Genomic DNA, 25,470 nt, shown 5'->3' with positions numbered 1-25,470 from the left:
ATCAATCTGTTCTGCAGTTATTATTACTTAATAGCTGCAGATTTTTTTAGGTTATCCATGTAAAACCACCTTTTAGGATGCAGACTATTTCTGGTAGTTTTTACCCTGTTTTTTTATACAAAAAAATAATCAAAAAAAAAGAAAAAAAAGAAGGAAAAAAATTTAATACGACGAGTTTTGTCGCTGTGCGCCAGTACCTTTGTATCAGAGATAAGATAAAGAATCCCGGGAAATTAATTGTCTTACCCAAACCAATTTTAACCTTAAAACAACTTTTTTAAATTATGTGTAAAAAACAACTAATAATCATTTTTCTCCTTTTATTTTGCATTTCCTATGCGCAGAATGAATTTACTACCATCTGGAAACCCAATGCAAACGGCGTCATTGATCATTCAATAAGATTCGGCGGCACAGGAACCGATTACACCATTTACTGGCACGAAGTAGGATATCCTGAGCATAACGGGATGTTTGATTATGTAAACTCCAGCAGCAATGAGCCTTTACTCATATATTTTGGGCCATCATTCCATCCAGATCCTCTGCAGGCCACTTACGAATTAAAAGTATCCAGCGGTAACGGATCATTTTACGGGTTCAGGGCCAATACCGAAATCATACCTCCGGGTGGAAATCAGGAACTTATAGAACTTAGCCAGTGGGGAAATACGACATGGCTTCAGCAATTCGACAGAGCATTCGCCAACTGTCCCAATCTTAACGTAACGGCTGCAGATACTCCTGATTTGACACAGATAACCAGTTTATCACAAATGTTCCTTAACTGTTCATCTTTGACAGGCCATACTTCATTTTCTTACTGGAATCCATTCCGTATTACGGACATGAGCGGTATGTTCAGCGGAGCGACGCTGTTTAATCAGAATATCGGAAACTGGGATACGGCAAAAGTAACCAATTTCAGCAGCATGTTTTCTTCTGCATCTTCTTTCAATCAGGATATTTCTGCCTGGAATACGATATCCGGAACTGATTTTTCCTCCATGTTTGCAGATGCCACCGCTTTCAACCAGCCATTAAATTCATGGAATACAGAAAATGCGACTAACTTCCGCTATACATTCTATAATGCGGAAGCATTTAATCAGCCCCTTGATAACTGGAATACAGGTAAAGTGACAGATTTTGAGCATATGTTTGAAAATGCAGTATCGTTCAATCAGCCCATCGGAAACTGGGATGTAAGTAAGGCTGATTATTTCGCCGGATTTAATATGTTTGCTGGTGCTTCACATTTTGACCAGGATATTTCTTCGTGGAATATCAAGCTTCAAAACTTCAGCTGGAATACAATCTATTTCGGATTTAAAAATGCAGGCTTATCATGTACGAATTACAGCAATTTTCTCATCGCTCTGAATAATAATCCTACCTGGGCGAGCTCAACAATAACGTCCGGAACTATAGATGCAACAGGATTGGTTTATTCTACACCGCAAGCGATGCTGGCCAGAGCCCAGCTGATCAGCAAAGGGTTTAATATTATAGGAGATTCCTATATTTCAGGTTGTTTTCTGTCAACAAGAGAAGCTTCTCCAAAAACAAAAACTTCCGCTTATCCTAATCCAACGACAGGAGTGATCAACGTGGAATCCTCAGTAGATGAAAATGTTTATTTATATGATAATAACGGTAACCTCATTAAAAATATATTGTTCAGAAAAGGGAAAAACACCGTCGATCTGACTGAATATCCTTCAGGAGACTATATCTTTAAAGGTGATACTTTTTTCCATAAAATCACCAAGCAATAGTAGAACAGCCGAAAGGTTAGCTATTTAAACCCTGCTCCAAAATCTGCGGATTTTGGAGCTTTATGGTTTTCCTCATTTTATATATAAATAACTGTGTTATATTTGTGTACACTGGAATAATCAACTGCAAACTAAGAATTGAATTTCCAATATACAAAATAACAATTATGAAAAAAACAATTACTTTTTTTACTATTCTCTTATCGATAGTAAATATTCAAGCTCAGGAAAATATTGATTTATTGACCTACGAAAACACACAGGATATTAATTTCTTCAACACTATTAAAAACGGTGCTCAGGTTAAGGAATATATAACAACGAGTAAAAATAGTGTGAAGGTAGGTGATACTTTAATATTAGGATCTCCAACCTCTGAAGAGCTGAATACAAGGACTTATTCAGGAAGTTATGGAAATAAAGCAAGAGGAGGGATTTCACAATCAAGAAGTACTTCCAAAAAGACTTATGACTTTGTACAAATGGGAAGACCGGCTGGATTTGGAAGTATTATGTCTGCTATGGGTGGTGAAGCACAAAATATGGCAGATATCAGCTTAAAAAATACTAAAGTGATTGTCAGAGAAATAAAAACTTATCATAGAGGCAGCAAAAATAAGCCTTTGTACGTAGTTATGGTTTTGGGAGAAATAAATGACAGAGCTTTTGGAATCAATAAATATTTAAGCGTGATGGATACGGAGCTAGGGATTGAATCTGGTGAAATTCTTTTAAAAAATAGAAAAATGACCAGAGAAGAAGCGATTGCAAAATTAAAAGAAGCAAAAGAACTCGTGGAAATTGATATGATGAGCAAGGAGAAGTTTGAAGAATTGAAAAAAGAACTTGCTCCGATTATTAACAATAATAACTAAGAATTACACTTGTATTGATAGTATGGTCAGCAACTTCCCGGATATTTTAACGAACAAAAAGGATAATGAAAAAAAGCCAGAATTTCGAAATGCACTGTTTAATTTAGACAAAAGCATTATCAACAATGACAATGTAGAACATCTGATTACTATTTACAACTCAGCAAAACAATTAGATATTCGAAATAAAATATTGAAATTGCTATATGATTTTAATTATCCATTATTGAGGGATTTTTTCCTGAATGCCTATAAGAAAGAGCGTTACCTGGATATGAAAATATATGCGTTACGCGGGCTTTCTCATTGTATTGAGGAGAAGGAAATTGCTCAGCTTTTAAAAAAATTTAACCTATCACTGGCTAAAAGACAGCAAACGACACCTTATAACTTTCAGGAGTACGAACTTTTAAAAGGAGGAAATGCTTTGCCGTATTTAGTTGAAAAATATGGTTATCCTTGTTTTACAGAAACATTAGAACAAGTAAACAGACAATACGATGCAATGCCTGATGCTTTTAAAGGGCATTATAGAATTGATGACAATGGAGATATCAAAATGCTGAAAAGCCCGGGAGAATCTAAGGCAATTATGGACAGATTCTGGGAAGAGGAGAGAAGCAAGCTAAAATAACTCATTTAAATTTTAAAAAAAGATTTATCAAATCATCCAAAACTTAGGATGATTTTTTTTTTGTGATTTATTAACAATCCCATCATCAAAATAAACTTTATATTCGTAGCATAAATGGCTTTGTAAAATTATATCAATTAAACTGAGCCTGAAAACAAAACGTAACCATCTAAAATCTAAGAATTAAATACAGAAAAAATGAGAAACACTATTTATGCTTTGTTATTATTATTTTTATTCACAGGCGCTAATGCTCAGGAATACTCAAAATTAATAATTGAAGCTGATCAATTATACAGGGCAAAAGATTATAAAATGTCTACTGATGTATATGGTAAAGCTTTTAAAATCGAAAGCGAAAATCCAAGTCACTTATATAATGGCGCATGCTCATCTTCCTTGGCAGGAAATACAAAACAAGCATTCAAATGGCTGAACCTATCCATAGATAAAGGCTGGACCAATCTCAAGCACTTAAAATCTGATTCTGATTTGGATAATCTACATTCAAAAAAAGAATGGGGGAAAACAATTGAAAAGCTAGAAAAGAATATAGCGGTCATAGAAGCCAATTATGACAAACCATTACAGGCTGAATTACTGGCAATTCTTGAGGAAGACCAAAAATATAGAATGCAAATGGATGAAACGCAAAAAAAATTCGGTCCGCAATCTAAGGAAATGAATGATCTTTGGAAAAAAACAATGCAGAAAGACTCGCTTAACCTGTTAAAAGTAAAAAAAATATTAGATGAAAAAGGCTGGGTGGGTAAAGACAAAGTAGGCGCACAGGCCAATAGTGCCTTATTTCTTGTGATTCAGCATTCAGATCTGGAAACGCAGAAAAAATATCTACCGATGATGAAAGAAGCTGTCACAAAAGGAAATGCCAGCGCAGGTTCTTTAGCGTTGTTAATTGACAGAATAGAAATCCGGGAAGGCAGAAAACAAATATACGGAAGCCAGATAGGAATCAATCAAAGTAATAATACTTACTATGTTTTACCTTTACTAGATCCGGAAAATGTAGATAAAAGAAGAACAGAAGTTGGCCTGGGTCCAATCTCTGACTACGTTAAAAACTGGAATTTAGCTTGGGATGTTGAAAAGTACAAAAAAGATTTACCTGAATTAGAAAAATTAAATAAAAAGAATTAAATCAATAGAAAAAACTTCTGATAACAGCAGTTTACAAAATGGCGGATTAAGGGTGTTAAAATTCTTTAATCCGCCATTTCTAATTATTACAACCTTGAATAGAGTTGAGTATTACTTGAAAAACCCGATACAATAACCAAGAGAGCAAAGTAATGAAACCTAAGATGTTCTGTGAATCTTTGAAACCAGAATAATATACAATTTAACATAATATAAATTATAGGATTTTTATTATAAAAAAGAAATAGAGCACTACTGTCTGAGAATCCGGTATTCTTAAACTTTTTCTACCCAATAGCTTTTAACGAATTCTCGGAACTCTTCTCTGTCGTAAACCTATCCGGAAAATCTCCGGCTTATCATCATCCAATTCTCTGAAATTTTGGTAAGCATAAAACAAAACGAAAAATTTTATTTCAGAGCTTTTTACAACTCCTCGTAAATATTTTTTCTCTATAAGCCGTACAGCTCTTCATAATATTCTGAATTTTCTCTAAGCGATGTAAAACTCAATTATATAGTTTTTAAAATTCAAATAATTTCGCTTGCCATTGACGACGTAGAAATCTTTAATTTCTGACAAGGGAAAATTTTCCTGGCTCAATTGTTTGAAAAAATTAGTTGTAGAGAGCACAACCCTTGTCAAGGTTTTGAACCTTGACAAGGGTCTTTAAGGGTGTCTTCGATCATTAATTATAACTTAACTCTTTATATTATGTTAAATTACCCAACAGGAAATTTAGAAGGAAACCCATCATAAAAGTCAGCCCTTACGCTCTTAATATTTGAATCTAATTCCTGAAGTATAGTTTCCATAATGTTCATTTACCCCTTAAAAATACGAAATCTTGTCCCATGACAGTTTTTATTCTGTAAAAACAAAATACCTTTATCCTAACCAAAATAGTACTGATATGAAACCTAAAATGATCTGGGCCAATCTGGCCGTAGCCGACCTTGAACGCACACAGAAATTCTATACTGAACTGGGTTTCAGGCCCAATAATCCACATACATCCAATGAACTGGTAAGTTTTTTTATGGCTGGAAATGAATTTATTATTCACTTTTTCTTACAAACTGTTATTGAAAACAACCTGAAAAGTATGAAGTTTGGAGATCCCCACCACTCCAACGAAATCATATTTACCCTTTCTGCAGAAAATAAAACTCAGGTAGACAATTGGGCTGAAGAAGTTAAAAAAGCTGGCGGAACCATTGTGTCAGAGCCTGAGACTTTTGGAGACAATTACTATGGTTTTGTATTTGCAGATCCGGATGGACATAAGTTTAATGTATTTTTTATGTAACCCTTTACAAAAACCAAATAATCAGGCTGAAATACAATTTGCCCGTATATCTCCTCTGTTTTCAGTCAGATAGCATAGTTACTGACTTGATAAATACGGCTTTTTTGGGAGGTTTTATTGCTTTTTTTATAATTGACTAATATTTAACACTTTGTATGATTTAAAGGTTTAAGTTTTATTTTAAACTTCTGAATTCAAGTGTTTAAAAATGATAGGTTTTATGACTTTATGGTTTTTGTACAGCTTACATACGTTTACTATAAAAACAAAACCGGACACTCAAGTAATTTTAAGTGTCCGGTTTATATCATAAGTTTATGTATTACCCGTTCAATCCCAAACTGTTATACAGCTGCACCTGCCATATTCCCAGTACTTCTTTAAGCATCACAAAAGTAAATGCTGCGTTATAGCTGTTAGGAAACCAGGTAATTTCCGTATCTATAAAATCTGAAGCTTGCGGAACAGGTTTTACTCCAAATGTCTGAAACAAAGCCACAGACCTTTTCATATGAAAACCGGAAGTCACCAGGTAGACATCAGAAGGAGCCATCTGTTTAAGGATCTTGCTGGAATATTTTGCATTTTCATAGGTATTCATACTTTTGTCTTCTTTGATGATATCAGCATCCGGAACCCCCATGTTTTTAAAATTTTCGCTGAAGAGTTCTGCTTCACTTGTATGTCCTCTCCCCTTTCCTGAAATGACTATTTTACAAGGCAGATTATTTTTCCTGTATTCATGATACAGCTGATAAGCCGTTACCAGTCTGGAATAAGACAAAGTATGCAGCTTTTCTGTATGGTTAAAATCTACAACGCCGCCACCCAATACAACGATAACAGGATTCTGAGAAGCCCCGTTTTTATTCGCAATAGTATTCACATAACTTTTCTGCAGATATTCTGCGGTGAACTTTCCGAGAAAACCGTTCCCTATAAAAATGATCATTAAAACGGCAACAATGCCAATTCCTATCCGTAGGTTTTTACGTTTGTTTTTTCTTCTTAAAAGTGCAATGATAACCACTGCGAGAAATACTAAGAAATAAGGCTCTGTAAAAAGCTGGATTGTACGAAACAAAAGGTCTAATAAAAACTTCATCTTCAAATAATATTATTTAATACCTGCAAACATTAAAAGCCCAAAGATAAAGCAATTTTCTGAGTATAACTTTTTACAGCAGCAAACCATTCTATATAATCAGGATGATTTCGTCTTATTTTTCTTTTGATTTTTTCCATTTATTTTATACATTTGCATACAACACACTTTTTAGTGTGTTAAATAAAATACCTACCCCAGTGAAAAAGCAGAAAAGTATCACCGTTTTGATGACCGTACTCCATATATTTTTGGAAAGGCATTTTTGTAAAGGAAAAAACAAAAATTCTTCCTCACGTATAAAAAAACGATTTCTACTTTAATAAACTGAAAGCCAAACTGATCTATTCAATTAAAAACAAGAAGAGATCTCACCGATAATTTCCGGACTGTATTTATTACAAAACCTTAACAGATTTAATGTTAAAATTAATGTTGTCTCAATGCAATATGGCCTTTAAAAAAAGTACATTTGCTGAAAACTATAATACAACATCTGTGAAATGTCAACAGTCCTCAAAACATTTGTAGCTTATCTTAAAAGGCCCCCTCTTTATCCTGAACTGGGCAGGAAAATTATCAAAAACACATTCAACAGAAGAAGTCCATCCAAAGGAAAAGCCAGAGCAAATTTCTGGGCTGCATCCATAGCCGTTTCTCAGGAAGAGGTGATCTCCAGACTTTTCTCCAGCAATGCTGATCATTTCAGATCTGCTTATGCTGATATCCTGCAAAAAGCCGGTGTAAAAGAAAAAGAATGCCCTGTCAAAATGGGTGAACATGGTGCATTGGAGCTTATTTATTATGCATGTGAATTCACCAAAGCACAAAACGTTCTTGAAACCGGAGTAGCTTATGGATGGTCTTCACTGGCGATATTGCTTTCGCTTCAAAAAAGAAACGGCACACTTTATAGTTCAGATATGCCTTTTCTTGCCCAGAATGGAGATCAGTATGCAGGATGTGTTGTTCCTGATCATCTTAAAAAATACTGGAAGTTATTCCGTTTTGCCGATAGAGAATCTCTGCCTAAAATTTTCAAACAGGCTTCCTCTTTTGATGTTTTCCACTATGATTCCGATAAAAGTTACCACGGAAGAATGTGGGCGTATCATCAGATCTATAAAAAACTGAGACCTGGCGGAGTGTTTATCAGTGATGATATCGGAGACAATTCCGCGTATCAGGATTTTTGCAACCGAATGAATATCAGCACTTGTGTTGTAGAATATAATGGAAAATATATCGGCATTTTTGTAAAAGAATATATTCCGCTCATCAGAGCTAAATAACGCGATTGATGAGATAAAACTATACTTAATTTAAAAACCATTAAGAAAGCGGTAAGCTGTTAAGAATATGAAGAGAACACAAGACATTCATGAAGCCTTACCACTACATTCAAAAGCACTCTCATTAGAGGCCGAACCGAATCTTAATCCTCTTAACCTCTTCCTACAATCTTAATGGTTCAAAATAAAAAAACTTTAATTTTAAAAATTTAAGCCTCCTGATGGTTTAAAACCAATACTTTCACTCATAGCTCACTTCCCTTTCCAAAATAATCTGGTTCCTGCTTACGGTTACCAATATCTTATCTCCTGCCTGAAAGCCACATTGCTGTACCCACTTTCCTGTAATTCTTATTTCGGGAAAGTACACGATTCTGCCATACGCTCTTGAAAACGATTTGAGGAAAACCGTAAGGTTACGATTATGCAGTTCATTATATTTGCTGCTGTTCATTCTTCTTTTTCTTTTCATCTTTGTTATTTTTCAACAAATGAAAGGATAATAAGAAGGATAAACCATCCGGATAAAGGATATTTTATTCTTAAAGACGGATATTTTAGAATAGTATTTATTTTAAAACAGAGCATTATTTTTTGTTCTAAAGCTTTATATTTGTTATTATGAGTTACACAGATATGCAAAATAAAAAAATACATCAGGGTAGAAATATAAAGCGTTTCCGCGAAATGCTGGGCATCAAACAGGAAGCTCTGGCTTTTGAGCTGGGCGACGACTGGAACCAAAAGAAAATTTCCCTTCTGGAACAAAAAGAAACCGTAGAATCTGATATTCTGGCACAGGTAGCCCGGATTTTGAAAGTTCCCGCGGAAGCGATTGAGAATTTTGATGAAGAACAGGCGGTGAATATTATTTCTAATACTGTCAATAACAATGATAATGCTACCGGTAATTCCTTATACAGTTATCAACCTACCTTTAATCCTATTGATAAAATGGTGGAGCTTTATGAGCGTATGCTGGAGCAGCAGAGGGAAATGATTGAGAAATTGGAGAGGTTGATTGAGAAAAAAAATAACTAAACATACTTTATAAAAATAAATAATGATTAATTTATAATCTCTATATAGACTTAAACCAAATATTAAATGGCTACCAGAAAAAAAACGACACAACCAGAAAAAATATCTACACAACTAATTGTTGGTAAAGATTATTTTAAAGAAAAGATAAATGAGCGTATACAAGCTGGAACTGAAATTTATAATAGACAGATCCAGACTCAGCAACAATTAGAGGAAGCCAAAAATGATTATTACAATTGGAATGATTATAACTCAGAGCTTTTAAAGCAGTCATTTAATAATGAACTTAATGAATATAAAAAAAGATATGATGATGTAAATAATTTCTTCGGAATTTTGATGGGTGGTAACGATCAAAGAAATGAGCTGAAAGAGTTTAGGGAAAAATTAAATAATAAACTTACAAATCTTAAACAAATTGTTGCTAAAATTGATTTAATGAAATCTGAAGTTCCTGACCAAATTACAACTGGTATTACAAAAACAGATAGCAAAGAAATAAATAATGATATATTTATTGTACATGGACATAATAATGAAGTAAAAATAAATGTTGCTAGAACATTAGAAAAACTGGGATTAAATCCGATTATTCTTCATGAACAACCAAATTCAGGTAAAACTATCATTGAAAAGTTTGAGGAACTATCAAATGTTGGTTTTGCAATTATCCTTTTGACAGATGATGACTTAGGAAAAGCAAAAAAAGATGAAAACTTAAACCTGAGAGCTAGACAAAATGTTATTTTAGAAATGGGATATTTTATCGGAAAATTAGGTAGGAACAGAGTATGTCCTCTCTATGCAAAAGGAGTAGAATTACCTAGCGATTTATACGGAATACTCTACACTGAGATTGATAATGTAGAAAATTGGAAAATACAAATTGCCAAGGAATTAAAGGCTGCAGGATACGAAATTGATGTTAATAAAATCATTTAATGCCAAGAAAAGACCAACTATTTATTAGCTGGTCTTTTTTAATAAGTCTTTTACATGACTATAATAATTCTTATGCAAAAATATTTCAAAAAAAACTTGCGTAGCTAAATAACTACACATATATTTGTAGTCAAATAACTACACAATGAATTTAAGAAGAGATGTATTTCAGGCAATAGCAGATCCTACGAGACGGTCTATATTGATGTTGGTGGCGGCACAGTCGATGACGGCGGGAGCTATCGCTTCCAATTTTGATACGGCAAGGCCTACCGTTTCAAAGCATCTCCAGATCCTTACAGAATGCGAACTGCTGAGATCTGAACAAAACGGCAGAGAAATTATCTATCACCTAAATCCCAATAAAATGAAAGAAATAGCCGATTTTATAGAACCTTTCCGCAAAATGTGGGATGAGAAGTTCAACAAGCTGGAAAGTGTGATGAAAGCGTATCAGAATGTGAATAATAAGACATAAAAGATGATAGACGGATAGATAATAGACAAGGGCATCAAAATTTAACTGGTGGATGTCAATAGTCAATTTTGCTTCGCAAGTGAATCGTCAATCACCAGTGAAAGAATGACAACCTTGAACTTTAAACAGCAAACCTTGAACTCTTTCCTCTAATACTCTCCCACTCTAACACTCCCAAACCCTCAAACTTAAACACCAAACTCAAAATATGGAACTTAAAACAAAAATCCACGCAGAAGACGGCAAACAGGAAATCTTCATCATCAGAGAATTTGACCTTCCTGTAGAACTGCTTTTCAAAGCGTATACAGAAGCTGAACTTTTCGAGCAATGGATGGGAACGAAAGTAACTAAATTCGAAAACAAACCGCACGGAAGTTATCGCTTCGAAACTTTAAATCCTCAGGGCGATGTGGTCTTCAGTGCCAACGGAACCATTCATGATATTGTTCAGAATGAGAAAATTATAAGAACTTTTCAGATGGAGAACACGCCTTTTCCGGTTCAGATCGAGTTTTTAACATTTGAAAAATTAACCGATACCACCAGCAAAATTACCATCCAAACCATTTATAAATCTGTAGACTTCAGAGACCAGCACCTGAAAATGCCATTTGCACAGGGCATTAATATGGCGCATAACCGTTTGCAGGAATTGTTTAGAGAGACTAAAAGATAATAGACGAAGAGATGATAGACAATGGGCAACAGGGCTCAAATTATGAACATCAATGTCAATAGTGAATTTTGCTTTGCAAGTGAATCGTCAATGATCAGTGAAGGATAACAACTTTAAACATTAAACCTTGAACCTTGAACCCTTATACTCTCCCACTCTCAAACCCTCTAACCCAAAAACCCAGAACTATGAATCCAAAAGTTAATTTTTTCTTCGAAAATGCCGGACAATGGCAGGAAGAATTTGAGAAATTAAGAACGATTGCTCTTAGTACAGAACTTACAGAAGATTTAAAATGGGGCTGTCCCTGTTATACTTATGAAGGGAAAAATATTTTCCTGATCCACGGTTTTAAGGAATATTGTGCGCTTCTCTTTTTTAAAGGAGCTTTAATGAAAGACCCGGACCATATCCTGATTCAGCAGTCTAAAAATGTACAGGCGGCCAGACAGATCCGCTTTACAGAAGTAGGGCAAATCAATGATCTGGAAGATGTTCTTCGTGCTTATATGTTTGAAGCCGTTGAAATTGAAGAATCGGGTGCTAAAGTGGAAATGAAGAAAACAAAAGAGTTTGAAATGGCTGAAGAGTTTCAGGAGAAACTGGATCAAAATCCTGCTTTACAGGAAGCTTTCAAAGCATTAACTCCGGGAAGACAAAGAGCTTACCTGCTCCACTTTTCTTCTGCCAAACAATCTAAAACCCGCGAAGCCCGCATTGAAAAATGCATTCCACAAATCATGGACGGAATAGGATTAAACGACTAATTATAAAAAAAACAATCATGAACACACCACAACCTTCACAAAAAAGAACAAAAATCATCTATTGGATATTTACCCTATGGATGGCTCTGGGCATGGTTTCAACAGCTATTGTCCAACTGATGAAAAACAAAGATGAACTGGCCAATTTTACCAATCTCGGCTATCCTTCTTATCTGATGACGATCATCGGAGTATGGAAAATTCTTGGCGTTATCGCTATTTTAATTCCTAAGCGTTTGCTTTTAAAAGAATGGGCTTACGCAGGATTTTTCTTTGTGATGTCAGGCGCTGTTATTTCCCACCTTATCGTTGGCGATACAGCCGGCAGAACTTTTCCGGCAGTATTACTATTGGTATTAGTACTTATTTCCTGGTATTTCAGACCTGCAGAAAGAAAAATTACTATCGTTGATTAATCATTATGATATTAAAATTGTTTAAACTTTTATTTTTGAAACATTAAGATTGTATTAAGCTATTTAGAATATTAAGATGAGCTTCGCTTTAAGCTTAAAGTCAGAATAATCCATCTTAATATTTATCAATTAAATCCTTCTTAATGGTTCAATATATACTGAACATTCTTTGATAGGTTTAAACAGTTTTTATTAAAATCATTTAAGATTAAAAAAGAAAGAAATTTTATCGAAGATAAAATCTTTGCGCCTTTAAACAAGCCATTATTAATAAAATTTGCGTCTTCGCGATTTCCAACAATACCAATCAGCATATCCACATAACAAAACAAAATTTGACATGAAAAAGAAACTAACCCCGGAACAAACCAACGAGCTTTTAAAAACACTAAAAACCCGTTTCGAAAAGAATATGAACCGTCATAAAGACCTGAAATGGGAAAAAATCCAGCAAAAACTGGAAGCCCATCCCGAAAAAATCCGGTCTTTATACGAAATGGAAACCACAGATGGCGAACCCGACGTGGTAGATTATAATAAAAAAACAGATGAATACTCTTTCGTTGACTGCTCTCCCGAAAGCCCCAAACGCCGAAGCTTATGTTATGATTATCAAGCCTGGGATGCCAGAAAAGCCAACAAACCGGAAAGTAACGTCATCGACACCGCTAAAGAAATGGGTATTGAACTTTTGACAGAAGAACAATACCGTCATCTTCAGGAATTGGGAAAATTTGACCAAAAGACTTCAAGCTGGATCAAAACACCACCGCAGATCCGTGAACTTGGAGGTGCTGTTTTCTGCGACAGACGATACAATACCGTATTTACGTATCACAATGGTGCAGATTCTTATTATGCCGCAAGAGGTTTCAGAGGAATATTAAAAGTATAAGGAGAATAATCAACTGGGATCTCTCAGCCAGGGAGATTCCACACTCCAGAATATAATTTTTACACCCAGATAGTTTTCAGCATATTCTGTAAATTCTTCTTTGGTGAAAGGCTTTTTAGTTTTCGGATTTATATACGTCAAAGTCGGCTCCTGAACAGCCATCGCTACCAGAGAAAGTTTTCCTTTGTACTGATTAAAAAAAGGATAAGAATTTTTCATTTGGGCTTTCTTATCCGGAACAATATCCGGTCCGCCCAGTCCTATATTATTTTGGTAAGCAAAATCGAAAAGTCTTGACATATACTGGTGATCATTTTCCCATTCGCACGGAAAGAAATTGACATATTGCAGAACGTAAGAATGGTGGAAAGCATTTCTTGCAAACTTTAGATTTTCCAATTCGGCCTGAAAATAACGGTCGCAGCTGAAACCTGTCTTATCTTTCTTCATATCAATATCGATCGATGTTTCCGGAAGATTAATCCCCTGAATCTTTCCGTCAAATTTCTTTGCGAGTTCTCCTATCAGCTTCTGAAATCTCATCCGGACAGCTGGATTCCATTGCTGGGCAACCCAGCCGTTTCCAACAGGTTTATTCTCTCCCGGATTATCATATTGAGGTACCAATCCCCCGTTATATTCTTTATCTTTCAATATATAATCAGGAACATATCGCGCCTGTGGCTCAAAAAATCTGTCCTGAAGCTGAATAAACAGTTTTTTGTTAAGGCTCGTCAGATAATTCAGATCTTTCTCAATAACCGAAAAATCATAGACATCTTTTGATTTTTCCAAAGCCTTCCAGTTGTAGACAATCTGTACACCGCCGATATCTTTACGGGTAATCAGTTTTTCAATTCCATGCAGATCTCCCGAGGAAGTGTAAATATAATTCTTAGGAGCCTGTCCCCCGACAAAACATATACCTAAAATAAATAATCCCAAGCTCAGCACTTTAGTAATCTTTTTCATTACAATCAATTTAAAAAAGTAAATCATTTTCCGTGCCTAAAAACAATTCATGCCATAAGTATTGGTAATTTCAATGTATATTTTAATTAATATTTTTCCTTAAAATCCATTTTATGAAATATTAATTTTAACCAAAAAACCATTATCTCTTCATATCCTATTTTTAATATACAAATACTATTATTATTTTAGCAGAATAGAAATTTGATTTTTAACAATGAAGGATATGAAAAAATTAATCTTATTGGGCGCTGTATCAGCTTTTTTAATCAACTGTAATAAGAAAACTGAAGCTCCGGCTCCCAAAGTGGAAGCAGATACCATTGCTGTGGAAGAACCGGTAATTGATACCCTTGGGCCAAAATCGTTCTGTTATATCGGGGTTACAGGAAAAGACAGTGTTTTTGCTTCTATTGATGACAATTTAGGAACAATCACCGGAAAATTATCCTATAAAAACAGTGAAAAAGACAGCTCAAAAGGGGATGTAACAGGTTTCAAATCGGGAGACACCCTGAAACTAATCTATGAATTCAGCTCTGAAGGGAAAAAGAGCAAAAGAGATATCTACTTCCTTCAAAAGGATAATGTTTTGACGGAAGGTATTGGTGATCATAAGGAAGAGGACGGACAAACCAAATATGCTGACGAGAAAAAAATCAGTTATAAAGACGGACAGAAGCTAACGCCTGCAGACTGTAAAGTAGTCAATGAAGCTTTGAAAAAATAATTCATTATAAAATAAAAAAAGGCTGTCTCAAAAGTGTCATTCTGAACACAGACTGAAAGTCTGCGAACGAAGTTCATAAATTAGTGAAGAATCTCATGGAGTTGTTGTCATAGAGATTCTTCCTTCGTCAGAATGACAAAAATCCACTAGTGGACTTTTGAGACAGCCTTTTCATTCTATCTTAACTCTGTTCAATCATTTCAATAAAACGGTTCACAGCTTCATCCCCTGTACTCCACGAAGTAATAAGACGAATGGCTGAAAAATTTTCATCTACTTTTTTCCAGACATAGAATTCAAATTTTTCAGATAATACCTCTATGAGCTGGTTACTGAGAATAGGAAAAATCTGGTTGGTATAAGTATCTGAAAGAAATGCAGTTCCTTTTTTTTGCAAAGCTTTCTTAATCTTCATGGCCTGCTGATTGGCATGTTGTGCCAGCTCAAAATACAGGTTATCTTTCATCAGCTCTGAAAACTGGATTCCCAACAATCTTCCTTTTGCCAGTAATGCTCCTTTCTGTTTGATATTAAAAGCAAAATCTTCCTGTAGCAAAGGATTATTGATTACAATTGCCTCACCTATTAATGCTCCGTTTTTCGTTCCTCCAAGATAAAAAACATCGGTAAGAGCGGCTACTTTCTCCAGGGTAAGATCACTGATTTCTGCAGTCAGTCCATGACCAAGCCTTGCCCCATCCATAAACAGGTATAATTTATTTTCCTTACAAAATGCAGAAAGTTCTTCCAGTTCTTTTGCCTGATAGATTGTTCCCAGCTCTGTAGAATTGGAAATATAAACCAGTTTAGGCATCACCTGATGCGGTACATTACTGTGTCCCTCTAAAATTGGAACAATATCTGATGGTTTTATTTTTCCGTCTGCCGTTTCGATGCTCAGTACTTTATGACCTGTAGCTTCAATGGCTCCCGTTTCATTATTCAGGATATGCCCGGGAGCAGCAGATATTACACACTGATAAGGTTTTAGAATTGCAGAAATAACAATTAAGTTAGCCTGTGTTCCTCCGGAAACAAAATAAATATCCGAATTCTGATTATTGATTTTCTCCTTAATCAAAGCTTTGGCCTTCAAGGAAAATTCATCTTCTCCATAGCCGGCCTGCTGAACAAGGTTATGCTGTAAAAGTGCCTGTAAGATATTAGGGTGACAACCCTCAGAATAGTCGTTTTTGAATGAAAATTTCATAGAGTAAAAGTAAAAAAAGTTAAAATAACAAGAGCGAACTTTTCATTTTATTTTGTTAGATTTGTAATGAAAATCATCTAACATTTTGAGAACAACCCTAACAGAAGAGAATTACCTGAAAGCTTTGTTTCATTTAGTTGACAATGAAGGAAAGGTTACGATTAATGAACTCAGCAAATTTTTGAATGTAAAAATGCCGAGTGTCAATAACATGATGAAGAAATTTGCCGAGAAAAAATGGGTGGTCTATGAGACCTATAAGCCTTTAATCGTTACCGAAAGCGGAAGACGTGAAGCTGCGCTGGTGGTTCGTAAACACAGGCTTACCGAAATGTTCCTGGTTAAGAAAATGAATTTCGGTTGGGAAAACGTTCATGAGATTGCAGAACAGCTTGAGCATGTACATTCTCAAATCTTTTTTGATAAAATGGATGAAATTCTGGATCATCCTAAATTCGATCCTCATGGAGAACCTATTCCTGATAAAGATGGGAATATCATTGCCCAGGATCTGCAAAAATTAAGTAGTTGTGAGCCGGGAGAAACTGTCACCTTTGCCTCTGTTACCCTTTCCGACGATGCTTTCCTTACGTATCTGAATGACAGGAAATTGCTGCTCAACACCAAGGTAAAAATTGTAAAAATAGAAAGTTTTGATAAATCAATGACGATAGAAATTGAGGGAAAAACAGAAATTTTAAGCAAAAAAGCCGCTGAGAAAATACTCGTAAAGAAATAAATCATTACAACTGAAAAAATAAACCTAACAGGTTTTCATTAAAAAATTCAGACTTTTCAAGAATTTCAACCATTAAGAAATTTAAGGCGAAAAGTATAGTTAAGATGAATCATTCTGATTTTCAGCTTACAGCGAAACTTTACTTATGCTAAACCTAACAGGTTTTAAAAACCTGTTAGGTTTGTCATTTTACCAAAAGCACTATAAAAACTCAACGCTAATATTTTTCAATTTAAAATAATTTAAATCAGTCTGCTCTTTCCTGTATTATTTTGACTTTCTTAGGTTTTATGCTCAACAGAAAAATAGTTGAAATAATAAATATACTTCCAATCCAATCGATTAAAGAGTAAGAAACATTAAGCCAAAGCACCGCTAAGATTGTGGCAGAAAGAGGTTCCATAGACGCAAGAAGACTTGTTTTCTGACCTCCAATGATCTGAACAGCCGACAGATAAAAATAAAAAGCGATCAATGTCCCGAATAGTACAATAAATGCCGTATACCCAAATGTCTGCATGTCCCATACTCCCTGAATATCCCATGGAGCTTTTACAAAACTGAATACGATGCCCGCACAAAACATTCCCCATCCAATGATGAGAGAAGATTTGTATTTTGATAAAAGTTTCACCGGCTGTAATGTATAAACAGCCAATGCAACAGCTGAAGCCAGACCAAAGAACAAAGCTATTCCCGAGACAGAAAGACTGGATGTATCTCCATGAGTTACCAGTAGAAAAGTTCCTAAAACCGCTAAAACAATCGCTGCTATTTCAACCAGAACAGGAACTCTTTTATTTTTAAAAGCAAGATATACAGCAATGATAACAGGTCCTGCATACTGCAGAACAGTTGCAGTAGCAGCATTAGAATATTTTATAGCTGCAAAGTAAGTATATTGAACTGCCAGCATTCCTGTAATGCTGAAAACAACAAGTTGTATAGCGTCTTTTTTATTTTTCCAGATCTCAAAAAGCTCTGTTTTATCTGCAAGTTTTGCATACAGCAAAAGGCATATCCCCGAAATGAGTAAACGTATGGTAATAAGCCATTCAATATTAATACCCCGCTGTTGAAAAAGAAATTGTGCAAATGTCCCGGAAACACCCCAAAATAAAGCAGCTAGTACTGCCAAACAAAAACCTTTTAGTACATTCATAATGATAAATTCTATTTGAAATGCAAAATTGCATCAAATATGACTTGATTTTTCACGAAATTTGAGTATAAATTTGCAATTTTGTTTCATAAAACTCTTTAATTTTGAAAAAATGAATGAACTTGATCAATTTGACCTGCAAATCCTTGAAATTCTGCAAAAGAATAATCTTACTCCACAAAGAGATATTGGAGAACATATAGGGCTATCTGCTGCTGCAGTACAGAGACGAATCAAAAGAATGCGGGAAACGGGAATCGTCAAAGCAGATGTTTCTGTGATTGATACGGAGAAAGTAAAACATTCTGTTACTCTTATTGTAGAAGTTTTTCTTGAAAGAGATAAAATTGACCTGATAGATCAAGCGCAAAGACTATTTACTTCTGCTCCGGAAGTTCAGCAATGTTACTACGTAACGGGAGAATCGGATTTTGTACTGATCATTGTTGTTTCTTCTATGAAAGATTATGAACAGCTTACCCGCAGAATATTTTATGGGAATGATAATATCAAACATTTCAGAACATTAGTCTCCATGAATACAGTAAAATCAGGACTTGAAATTCCAATTAATATGTTGCTATAACATTATAATATGCGGAAGTAATTTTACCTGAAATCGTTAAAAAACGGTTAAACTCTATTTTTAAAAGAGCCGAAAATTTATTTTTACCTAGGTTTGCAAAACTTTCTACAGGCTTTGTCTTTCCGGCAAATACCCAACCTTTAACTATTACTTAAAAAAATTATGAAAAAAAGCATTCCGTTTTTTATTATTTCGATGTTGCTAAGTCCATTGGCAACGGCTCAGACCACTCAGGTAAGAGATTTTGTCATTGAACCACAGATTCAGCCCAATTTTTATATTTATAAAACTTTCGGAGTATTCGGAGGGAAAGAATATTCTACCAATGCGGTTTATCTGGTGACCAAAAAAGGAGTTGTCTTATTCGATGTTCCGTGGCAGAAAACACAGTATCAAAGTCTTTTAGATACTATTCAGAAAAGACATAACCTTCCAGTTATTGCGGTATTTGCCACTCATTCGCATGAAGACAGAGCCGGAGATTTAAGCTTTTATAATAAGAAAGGGATCAAAACCTACGCTACAGCGAAAACCAATGAGCTTTTGAAGAAAGATGGAAAAGCAACCTCTACCGAACTTATCAAAACAGGAAAACCTTACCGCATTGGTGGTGAAGAATTTGTAGTAGATTTTCTTGGGGAAGGACATACTGCGGATAATGTAGTGGTATGGTTCCCGAAATATAAAATACTGGACGGAGGTTGTCTTGTAAAAAGTAAAGCAGCAGCTGATCTTGGGTACACGGGAGAAGCCAATGTTGCAGAATGGCCGAAAACCATGACAAAACTTAAAGACAAATATTCACAGGCAACTTTGATTATCCCCGGACACGATGAATGGAAAGGAGGCGAACACGTAGAACATACACTTGATCTTCTGAATAAAAAATAAATTAGAAGCGCCCTGGCGAATTGCCAGGGCGCTTCGATTTTTAAACCATCATATTAATAATTACTATTTTCTAAAAGTTGTGATACTTTTTCAATTTCTTCCATTGTATTGAAATAATGAGGGGATAAACGGATCGCATGATCTACATTTTTAGAGGTAAAATCTATTAATGCATCCTGTCTGCGGTTTTCCTTAAAAAACACGTTATGATCACTCAAAGCTTTATGAATTTTTTCAACCTTTCCATCTGCCTGGCAGAAAGTTACAATACTGCTTAATCTGTTTCCCTGATCCAACACTCTGAAACCGTAGTTCTGCAGATTGATTCTTAAAGTATCTGCCAACTTGCGGTTATAGCTTTCAATCTGATCCATTCCAATCGCATTGGCATAGCGTAAAGCCTCTGCAAATCCAGCCAAAGCAGCATAAGGTCTTTCAAAAAGTTCAAATCTTTTAGCAGTATCATTGAGCTGAAAATCATCAAATGATGTCCATTGAGCCCCAAAACTATCTAAAAACAGAGGATACATTTTCTGGTTTAATACTTTATCTGAAACATATAAAAATCCTGTCCCTCTAGGTCCTCGCATGAACTTTCTTCCGGTTGCCGTCAGAAAATCACAATGGATTTTTTCTACATCCACTACAATCTGGCCTACTGACTGACAGGCATCCACAAGATATAGAACATCATATTGTTTGCATAACTTCCCAACTCCTTCCACATTTTGAATTAAACCGGAATTGGTCGGAATATGAGTGACAGCAATTAATTTGGGGTTATGTTTTTTAATTAATCTTTCAAAGTCTTCCAGATCCAATTCATGGTCAGGAAGGTTGGCAACCCTTACAATTTCAATATGATATCTTTTCTGCAGAGAAATAAAAGCAATCTGATTGGAGATATAATCATCATTGGTGGTAATGATACAGTCACCTTCTTTAAAATCAATACTGGATAAAGCTTTTGCATAGCCATCTGTAGAACTGCTTACAAATGCTATATTGGAAGGTTTTGTATTAATCAGCTTTGCGGTTTCATCATAAAACCGGTTGATGAGACCTGTGTTTTTAGTTGCGGCTGTATAGCCTCCAAGCTGCTGCTCTTCATATAAAAACTTAATTGTTGCCTCTACAACGGTTTTTGGCATCAGTGATGCGCCTGCACTGTTTAAAAATATCTTATCCGAACATCCCGGAGTCTCCTGTCTTATAACCTCTAAATTCATTTTATCAATCCTTACAACAAATGTACTTTTAATTTTTCCTAAATACGACCATAAAAAATCCCGAATTTTCATCCGGGACTCTATTTTTAATTAATGATTTTAATCTAAAACACTCCAACCTCTTTTTGGATTCGTGTTCGTGGATACTTCCTGCTCATTAACGATAATATTTTCTTTTCTCTGACCGATATAATCAAGCTCGCTCAGTTTAGAGAAAATAATTTCAAGGCTTCTCAACATCTGTTGAATATAAAGCAATGGTTCACCACAATTATGGTGGTCATAATTCGTTTCTGCTACAATAGAAAGCTGATTTAATAAGGTATGAGGAGCAATTTCACTCCACTCTAAGCTGTAGTTCAGCATTTCCTCCAGTTCTGCCGGAACAAGAAGCTGGGTTGAATTGTATAAATGAAGCGCCAGTCTTGCAAAAGATTCAATTAAAAATACAGGTGGCTGCCATGGTGTTATATTTCTGAACTGGAAATACATATCACCAAAAGTATTGATCATGGTAGTACACAAAAACTTAACGTTTTGTGCTAAAGCTGTATTCTGATTCTTGTGAGAAGCTTTCTGGATAATTTTAAAAGCATACTGCTGAAGATTTCCGATAGATTTTGCATAGCTGCTGTAATAATCTACCAAAGCCGGATGACTCTGCACAGAAGTACAAGGCGGAATAAAGTTGGAATCCACCTGGGCAATATTTCCTTTTAAATCTACCTTACCGATAATAAGATAATTTCCTCCTGAATAGCTGCTGTTCAAGGATGTTACTGGAAGCAGTTCTATATGATGATTCGGCTGTGCACTTGGATGGCGTGGCGGAATTTCTTCAGGATCAATATCTCCAAAAGGTACTTTATCAAAAGGATTTACAGAGATCAGGATATAATATTCCCCGTCTGCCTGCTCTTCATTCATTGATTTCGCCAAAGACTTCACACTGATTCTTCTGTCCGTAAGTTCAATACGGTATCCAGCCATTGTAACGGCGCTGCAACGTTTAATTACAAGCTGTACATCATTGGTTGCCGTGTTGTGAACGTCAAAAATGGTACGGTCTGTAAATTCGTTCGAAATAGGTAAAAGCCCGTAGTTATATGTAGTAATTCCAAGGGAATTGGAATCTCTGATGGTATCGATTAAGAAATTATCCTGATCATTAAGGTGTCTCTGGGAAACTTTCATCCCATCCACCCAATTGATGGCAAAATGTTTAATAGGCTGTATCATGTTTAATACTTTTTAATTTTTTGTGTTATGATTTTCTTGTGACTCCCTCCTCTTCATGCTGAATAACTCTCTTACAAATCACCACTTCATTTTCAGAAATGTTGTTTGTCGTAATGTCGTGGTCGAAATCTATATATTTTCTAAAACTGAAAAACGATTTTTTGGTGTAGAAAATCCAGTAATAAGGCTCATTTCCCTCGTCTGAAAGATGAATAATGGAACCCGGATTTTTATGATTGTAATCATCTACTACCCTGTAGAACCAGTCTCCGAAAGTAACTCCGGTAGGAAGTGTTTTGGCTTTAATTCTGAAACGGTTGGTATCTTCTAATTTTTTGCTCAGTTCAACATTCAGGACCATTAATCTGTCAAAATCGGCACCTTCAAAATCAGGCAGTTTCTGCTCCGGAGAATATCTCCACGTTTTATAAATATCAAAAGGAATGCTGATAAACTGAATATAGCAGTAATAAAAAACCATCGGAACCACAAAGATCACCATACTTGTCGCTGCCATTACAGCATATCCTGTACCTTTACTCATCAGGTTGAAGAGCAGTGTAAAAAGATATCCGCCCAAAGCGATACACGTCAGAGAAAGGATAGATTCAAACAGAATGCTCATTGCCAGAGAATCGATGTGCTTTTTGAAATATTTATGCAGCAGATTCACATGAATAATCCCAAAAATAAGATAGATCACCTGTGCAATAAGATACCAGTACGGATTAAAAAGGTTTCCCGCAAACCCAAAAACACCCGGAATAGCCAGACATAAGCTGCAGAGCAGTACGTATATAATAATTACTTTAATTTTTATCGCAGGTTTATTTCTCCTGATTACACCCAGTATAACCATCATAATAATAGCGATTAAAGGCATTAAGATATACCTTAGAAAAATACCTTTTACTGAAGAAATTTCCATTTGTTTCTTTTCGAATTTATACTTTGTTGGTAGTTGTAAATATAATAAAATAATTTAGAGGAATGTAGAGTATCCAAGGCGGCTGGCATTTCTTTCATCGTCCTCAAGGCTGAATGAATATTCCTTCTTTTCGGTAACAAAATTCTCCTCTACGTCCACTGTTACAGGAAGAAAATAATCATACAGAGCCTGAAGCACATTTCTGAACGGACTTCCCGGAATATATTTCTTCATATCCCCGTAAGGAATAGGACCAATGTTTACCACCCAGTTTCGCTGCCCGTCCATATGAGGTCCGCTTGGAATATAGGTGACGCCCAATCTTGAATTTCCCAGTAACATGGAATTATCATTTTTCTCAATTCCGTCAATAATATTAGGTGAAAAACTTACTTTTACCGGTACCTGCAGAAAAGCAGTCATACATCTTTCAAACCATCTTTTGTCTCCTCTGATCTGATGGAAAAACGGTAAAATATGCATAAAAATATAAGCGTTCTGCTTGTCCAGCATTTTTATAAGAGGCCAAAGCTCACTCACTGTTTCCAGCAAAGAATCTGTATTGCTTGTAATATCAAATTCTGATTCTTTAAGCAAAGCACTTATTTCTGTAAAAAATACTTCCAGCTCAAAAGGCCGGAAAAACTTACGGGCATCATCTTCTACCCTTTTCTGCTTCCGGATTTCTCTTACTACAGTATCTACATTTTTTCTGGAAGCTCCGAGAGACGGCGGATGGAATAAACCTTCCGGAAGATAGTCATAAATGCCTTCCCTGTAAGTCTCTATAGTAAAAACTTCCTCATCAAATCCTAAATAACTGCTTGAAATACTTTTAATATCTTTCAGGTAAGCACGGTCGTTTACGCCCACACGCTCAATGAAGATATTGCTTACCGCACGATGGTATTTCAAGAGGTTTACAGCCACAGCTTCAGCCTTAAAGTCTGTCTGCAGCTTATTGTAATGCATATCTACAATATTATTCTCATACATAGTGTTTCCTCTGATTATGACTTGTAAAGATAATATATCTCATAAGTTTGAAAAAATATTTTTACAACAATTTTATCCTAAAAATAATAATTTATTGACATTAATAGGAATAATTTTCTACAAATTCCGTGAAAATACGGTAAACAGCCTATTTATTTGCTTTTTTAAATTTAAAATTAACTATTCAGAATCAATCGATTAAAGGGTTTTCATTTATCGTTTAAAGTTCAAGGTTTAAAATTTAAAGTGTAAGGTTGTGATTCAGATTTTAAATTGTAATCCGTATTGTTCTCTCCTGTTACCTTTATTACCGGAAAAATTCGAGCCGTCAAACCTACTGTAATTGCTTCTTTTATTTAAATTAAATTTTATTAACATCATCATATGGAATAAATTCAGGATAAAGCATGCTCATTCCGAAAGCGGGCCGTATCTTTGCAGACTGAAAATTGTTATTTAAAATGAAAAGTATTTATTCTAAAATTCTGATTTTAGCATTCATGGCCTCTTCACTTTATTCTTATGCGTGGGGATTAACGGGACACAGAGTGATTGCAGACATTGCACAAAACCACCTTTCCCGCAAAGCAAGAAGAGAGATTAAAAAGATCATGGGAAAAGAGCGTCTGGCTTACTGGGCAAACTGGCCGGATTTTATCAAATCTGATACAACAGGCGCATGGAAGCAGGCTTCATCATGGCATTATGTAAACATTGATCCGATGACTGATTTTAAAGCTTTCGAACAAAACTTAAAAGCACAGGCGGGACCAAGCCTTTATACTCAGGTAAATACCCTTTCCAGCCAGATCAAAGATAAAAACACTTCTGAAAAAGACAGAAAAATTGCTTTGATCTTCCTTATTCACATTATGGGAGATCTTGCTCAGCCTCTACACGTAGGAAGAGCTGAAGATTTAGGTGGAAACAAAATCAATGTTACCTATTTCGGGGAAAAAACAAATTTACACTCTGTTTGGGATGGAAAATTAGTAGATTCTCAAAAATACAGCTACACCGAATATTCTAAGCTTTTAGATATCAAATCTAAAGAAGAAGTAGCACAGATTCAGTCCGGAACACTGGAAGACTGGCTGTATGATTCTCACAAAATCGCCAATAAGATCTATGCACAGACTCCAAATGATTCTAAATTAGCTTACGATTACCAGTACAAGTTTAATGAAACGATGGAAAGACAGCTTCTATACGGAGGATTGAGACTGGCAAAAGTATTAAACGAGCTTTTCTAGTTACAAGTTACGGGTTGCAGGTTCATTAACCATAATAGCCTGCAATAGTAATCTTAGATATAAAGACGGGACTTCGGTTTCGTTTTTTTTTGTTTAAAGTTTAAGGTTTAGGATTTAGGATTTAGGATTTAGGATTTAGGATTTAGGATTTAGGGAAATTAT

At 35.3% G+C, this 25,470-nt stretch carries 28 protein-coding genes; 19 read left to right on the top strand and 9 right to left on the bottom strand.

Annotation, left to right across the window (positions count from 1 at the left end):
• Window positions 1-77 precede the first annotated feature (77 nt).
• From ACLI50_RS03155 to ACLI50_RS03130, 6 genes are all read left to right on the top strand, one after another.
• Window positions 78-281, top strand: a complete 204-nt coding sequence (locus ACLI50_RS03155) for a hypothetical protein (RefSeq protein ID WP_411413135.1) — start codon at window positions 78-80, stop codon at window positions 279-281.
• Between the two features lie 3 nt (window positions 282-284).
• Window positions 285-1,778 carry a BspA family leucine-rich repeat surface protein gene (locus tag ACLI50_RS03150; protein ID WP_411413134.1) on the top strand — a complete coding sequence of 498 codons (1,494 nt, stop codon included), beginning with the start codon at window positions 285-287 and terminating at the stop codon, window positions 1,776-1,778.
• A 167-nt stretch (window positions 1,779-1,945) separates the two neighbouring features.
• Window positions 1,946-2,653: a hypothetical protein gene (locus ACLI50_RS03145; protein WP_202840567.1), complete on the top strand. Its 708-nt coding sequence runs from the start codon at window positions 1,946-1,948 to the stop codon at window positions 2,651-2,653.
• A 22-nt stretch (window positions 2,654-2,675) separates the two neighbouring features.
• Entirely contained in the window at window positions 2,676-3,287 is a 612-nt protein-coding gene (locus ACLI50_RS03140) for a hypothetical protein (RefSeq protein ID WP_411413133.1), read from the top strand.
• 198 nt (window positions 3,288-3,485) lie between these two features.
• Entirely contained in the window at window positions 3,486-4,445 is a 960-nt protein-coding gene (locus ACLI50_RS03135; RefSeq protein WP_411413132.1) for a DUF6624 domain-containing protein, read from the top strand.
• A gap of 914 nt (window positions 4,446-5,359) precedes the next feature.
• Window positions 5,360-5,755, top strand: coding sequence for a VOC family protein (locus ACLI50_RS03130; protein ID WP_411413131.1), 396 nt, complete (start codon window positions 5,360-5,362; stop codon window positions 5,753-5,755).
• Between the two features lie 322 nt (window positions 5,756-6,077).
• On the opposite strand, the gene ACLI50_RS03125 is transcribed toward ACLI50_RS03130, so the two are convergent.
• Window positions 6,078-6,860 (bottom strand): YdcF family protein, encoded by a 783-nt coding sequence (locus ACLI50_RS03125; RefSeq protein ID WP_411413130.1) that lies wholly within the window; start codon window positions 6,858-6,860, stop codon window positions 6,078-6,080.
• Window positions 6,861-7,363: 503 nt separating this feature from the next.
• On the opposite strand from ACLI50_RS03125, the gene ACLI50_RS03120 reads away from it, so the two are divergent.
• Window positions 7,364-8,152 (top strand): O-methyltransferase, encoded by a 789-nt coding sequence (locus ACLI50_RS03120; RefSeq protein WP_110011573.1) that lies wholly within the window; start codon window positions 7,364-7,366, stop codon window positions 8,150-8,152.
• 241 nt (window positions 8,153-8,393) lie between these two features.
• Here ACLI50_RS03120 and ACLI50_RS03115 read toward each other — a convergent pair whose 3' ends face one another.
• Window positions 8,394-8,624, bottom strand: a complete 231-nt coding sequence (locus ACLI50_RS03115) for a SymE family type I addiction module toxin (protein WP_228406585.1) — start codon at window positions 8,622-8,624, stop codon at window positions 8,394-8,396.
• 149 nt (window positions 8,625-8,773) lie between these two features.
• Here ACLI50_RS03115 and ACLI50_RS03110 point away from each other — a divergent pair, with 149 nt between their 5' ends.
• From ACLI50_RS03110 to ACLI50_RS03080, 7 genes are all read left to right on the top strand, one after another.
• Window positions 8,774-9,193 carry a helix-turn-helix transcriptional regulator gene (locus ACLI50_RS03110; protein ID WP_202840574.1) on the top strand — a complete coding sequence of 140 codons (420 nt, stop codon included), beginning with the start codon at window positions 8,774-8,776 and terminating at the stop codon, window positions 9,191-9,193.
• 66 nt (window positions 9,194-9,259) lie between these two features.
• Window positions 9,260-10,138, top strand: a complete 879-nt coding sequence (locus ACLI50_RS03105; protein ID WP_202840575.1) for a TIR domain-containing protein — start codon at window positions 9,260-9,262, stop codon at window positions 10,136-10,138.
• Window positions 10,139-10,283: 145 nt separating this feature from the next.
• Window positions 10,284-10,616: an ArsR/SmtB family transcription factor gene (locus tag ACLI50_RS03100; RefSeq protein WP_002979291.1), complete on the top strand. Its 333-nt coding sequence runs from the start codon at window positions 10,284-10,286 to the stop codon at window positions 10,614-10,616.
• 208 nt (window positions 10,617-10,824) lie between these two features.
• Window positions 10,825-11,295, top strand: a complete 471-nt coding sequence (locus tag ACLI50_RS03095; RefSeq protein WP_411413129.1) for an SRPBCC domain-containing protein — start codon at window positions 10,825-10,827, stop codon at window positions 11,293-11,295.
• Window positions 11,296-11,483: 188 nt separating this feature from the next.
• Window positions 11,484-12,062 carry a YdeI/OmpD-associated family protein gene (locus ACLI50_RS03090; RefSeq protein ID WP_110011568.1) on the top strand — a complete coding sequence of 193 codons (579 nt, stop codon included), beginning with the start codon at window positions 11,484-11,486 and terminating at the stop codon, window positions 12,060-12,062.
• Between the two features lie 17 nt (window positions 12,063-12,079).
• Entirely contained in the window at window positions 12,080-12,478 is a 399-nt protein-coding gene (locus ACLI50_RS03085; protein ID WP_411413128.1) for a DoxX family protein, read from the top strand.
• Window positions 12,479-12,818: 340 nt separating this feature from the next.
• The gene (locus tag ACLI50_RS03080; protein WP_411413127.1) at window positions 12,819-13,373 is read left to right on the top strand and encodes a DUF4256 domain-containing protein; all 555 of its coding nucleotides are present in this window, start codon (window positions 12,819-12,821) and stop codon (window positions 13,371-13,373) included.
• 9 nt (window positions 13,374-13,382) lie between these two features.
• On the opposite strand, the gene ACLI50_RS03075 is transcribed toward ACLI50_RS03080, so the two are convergent.
• Window positions 13,383-14,345, bottom strand: coding sequence for a hypothetical protein (locus ACLI50_RS03075; RefSeq protein WP_411413126.1), 963 nt, complete (start codon window positions 14,343-14,345; stop codon window positions 13,383-13,385).
• Between the two features lie 226 nt (window positions 14,346-14,571).
• On the opposite strand from ACLI50_RS03075, the gene ACLI50_RS03070 reads away from it, so the two are divergent.
• Entirely contained in the window at window positions 14,572-15,075 is a 504-nt protein-coding gene (locus tag ACLI50_RS03070; RefSeq protein ID WP_411413125.1) for a hypothetical protein, read from the top strand.
• 181 nt (window positions 15,076-15,256) lie between these two features.
• On the opposite strand, the gene ACLI50_RS03065 is transcribed toward ACLI50_RS03070, so the two are convergent.
• Window positions 15,257-16,285, bottom strand: a complete 1,029-nt coding sequence (locus tag ACLI50_RS03065; RefSeq protein WP_202840588.1) for a threonine aldolase family protein — start codon at window positions 16,283-16,285, stop codon at window positions 15,257-15,259.
• A gap of 85 nt (window positions 16,286-16,370) precedes the next feature.
• Between ACLI50_RS03065 and ACLI50_RS03060 the strand changes: the two genes are divergently transcribed.
• A complete protein-coding gene (locus ACLI50_RS03060; protein ID WP_202840590.1) occupies window positions 16,371-17,024 on the top strand; it encodes a metal-dependent transcriptional regulator in 654 nt (217 codons plus the stop codon).
• 247 nt (window positions 17,025-17,271) lie between these two features.
• Here the strand turns inward: ACLI50_RS03060 and ACLI50_RS03055 are convergent, their stop codons facing one another.
• Window positions 17,272-18,162, bottom strand: coding sequence for a DMT family transporter (locus ACLI50_RS03055; RefSeq protein ID WP_238349624.1), 891 nt, complete (start codon window positions 18,160-18,162; stop codon window positions 17,272-17,274).
• Window positions 18,163-18,298: 136 nt separating this feature from the next.
• On the opposite strand from ACLI50_RS03055, the gene ACLI50_RS03050 reads away from it, so the two are divergent.
• Both ACLI50_RS03050 and blaIND read left to right on the top strand, forming a co-directional pair.
• Entirely contained in the window at window positions 18,299-18,772 is a 474-nt protein-coding gene (locus ACLI50_RS03050; protein WP_202840594.1) for an Lrp/AsnC family transcriptional regulator, read from the top strand.
• 162 nt (window positions 18,773-18,934) lie between these two features.
• Complete coding sequence (blaIND, locus tag ACLI50_RS03045) at window positions 18,935-19,663, top strand: IND family subclass B1 metallo-beta-lactamase (RefSeq protein ID WP_411413124.1); 729 nt, start codon at window positions 18,935-18,937, stop codon at window positions 19,661-19,663.
• Between the two features lie 53 nt (window positions 19,664-19,716).
• Here the strand turns inward: blaIND and ACLI50_RS03040 are convergent, their stop codons facing one another.
• Genes ACLI50_RS03040 through ACLI50_RS03025 form a run of 4 tightly spaced genes read right to left on the bottom strand, consistent with a single transcriptional unit; the run spans window position 19,717 to window position 24,031 of the window.
• Entirely contained in the window at window positions 19,717-20,964 is a 1,248-nt protein-coding gene (locus ACLI50_RS03040) for an aminotransferase class V-fold PLP-dependent enzyme (RefSeq protein WP_411413123.1), read from the bottom strand.
• A gap of 27 nt (window positions 20,965-20,991) precedes the next feature.
• Window positions 20,992-22,131: a hypothetical protein gene (locus ACLI50_RS03035; protein ID WP_202840598.1), complete on the bottom strand. Its 1,140-nt coding sequence runs from the start codon at window positions 22,129-22,131 to the stop codon at window positions 20,992-20,994.
• Window positions 22,132-22,156: 25 nt separating this feature from the next.
• Complete coding sequence (locus ACLI50_RS03030) at window positions 22,157-23,059, bottom strand: TssN family type VI secretion system protein (RefSeq protein ID WP_110011562.1); 903 nt, start codon at window positions 23,057-23,059, stop codon at window positions 22,157-22,159.
• Window positions 23,060-23,113: 54 nt separating this feature from the next.
• The gene (locus ACLI50_RS03025) at window positions 23,114-24,031 is read right to left on the bottom strand and encodes a type VI secretion system baseplate subunit TssG (protein ID WP_238349626.1); all 918 of its coding nucleotides are present in this window, start codon (window positions 24,029-24,031) and stop codon (window positions 23,114-23,116) included.
• 485 nt (window positions 24,032-24,516) lie between these two features.
• Here ACLI50_RS03025 and ACLI50_RS03020 point away from each other — a divergent pair, with 485 nt between their 5' ends.
• Window positions 24,517-25,308, top strand: coding sequence for a S1/P1 nuclease (locus tag ACLI50_RS03020; RefSeq protein WP_110011560.1), 792 nt, complete (start codon window positions 24,517-24,519; stop codon window positions 25,306-25,308).
• Window positions 25,309-25,470: the final 162 nt, after the last annotated feature.

Source organism: Chryseobacterium cupriresistens, from assembly GCF_046614675.1.
Classification (GTDB): domain Bacteria; phylum Bacteroidota; class Bacteroidia; order Flavobacteriales; family Weeksellaceae; genus Chryseobacterium; species Chryseobacterium cupriresistens.
Note: the sequence above shows the minus strand (reverse complement) of the source record. Positions and strands in the feature narration are given on the sequence as shown.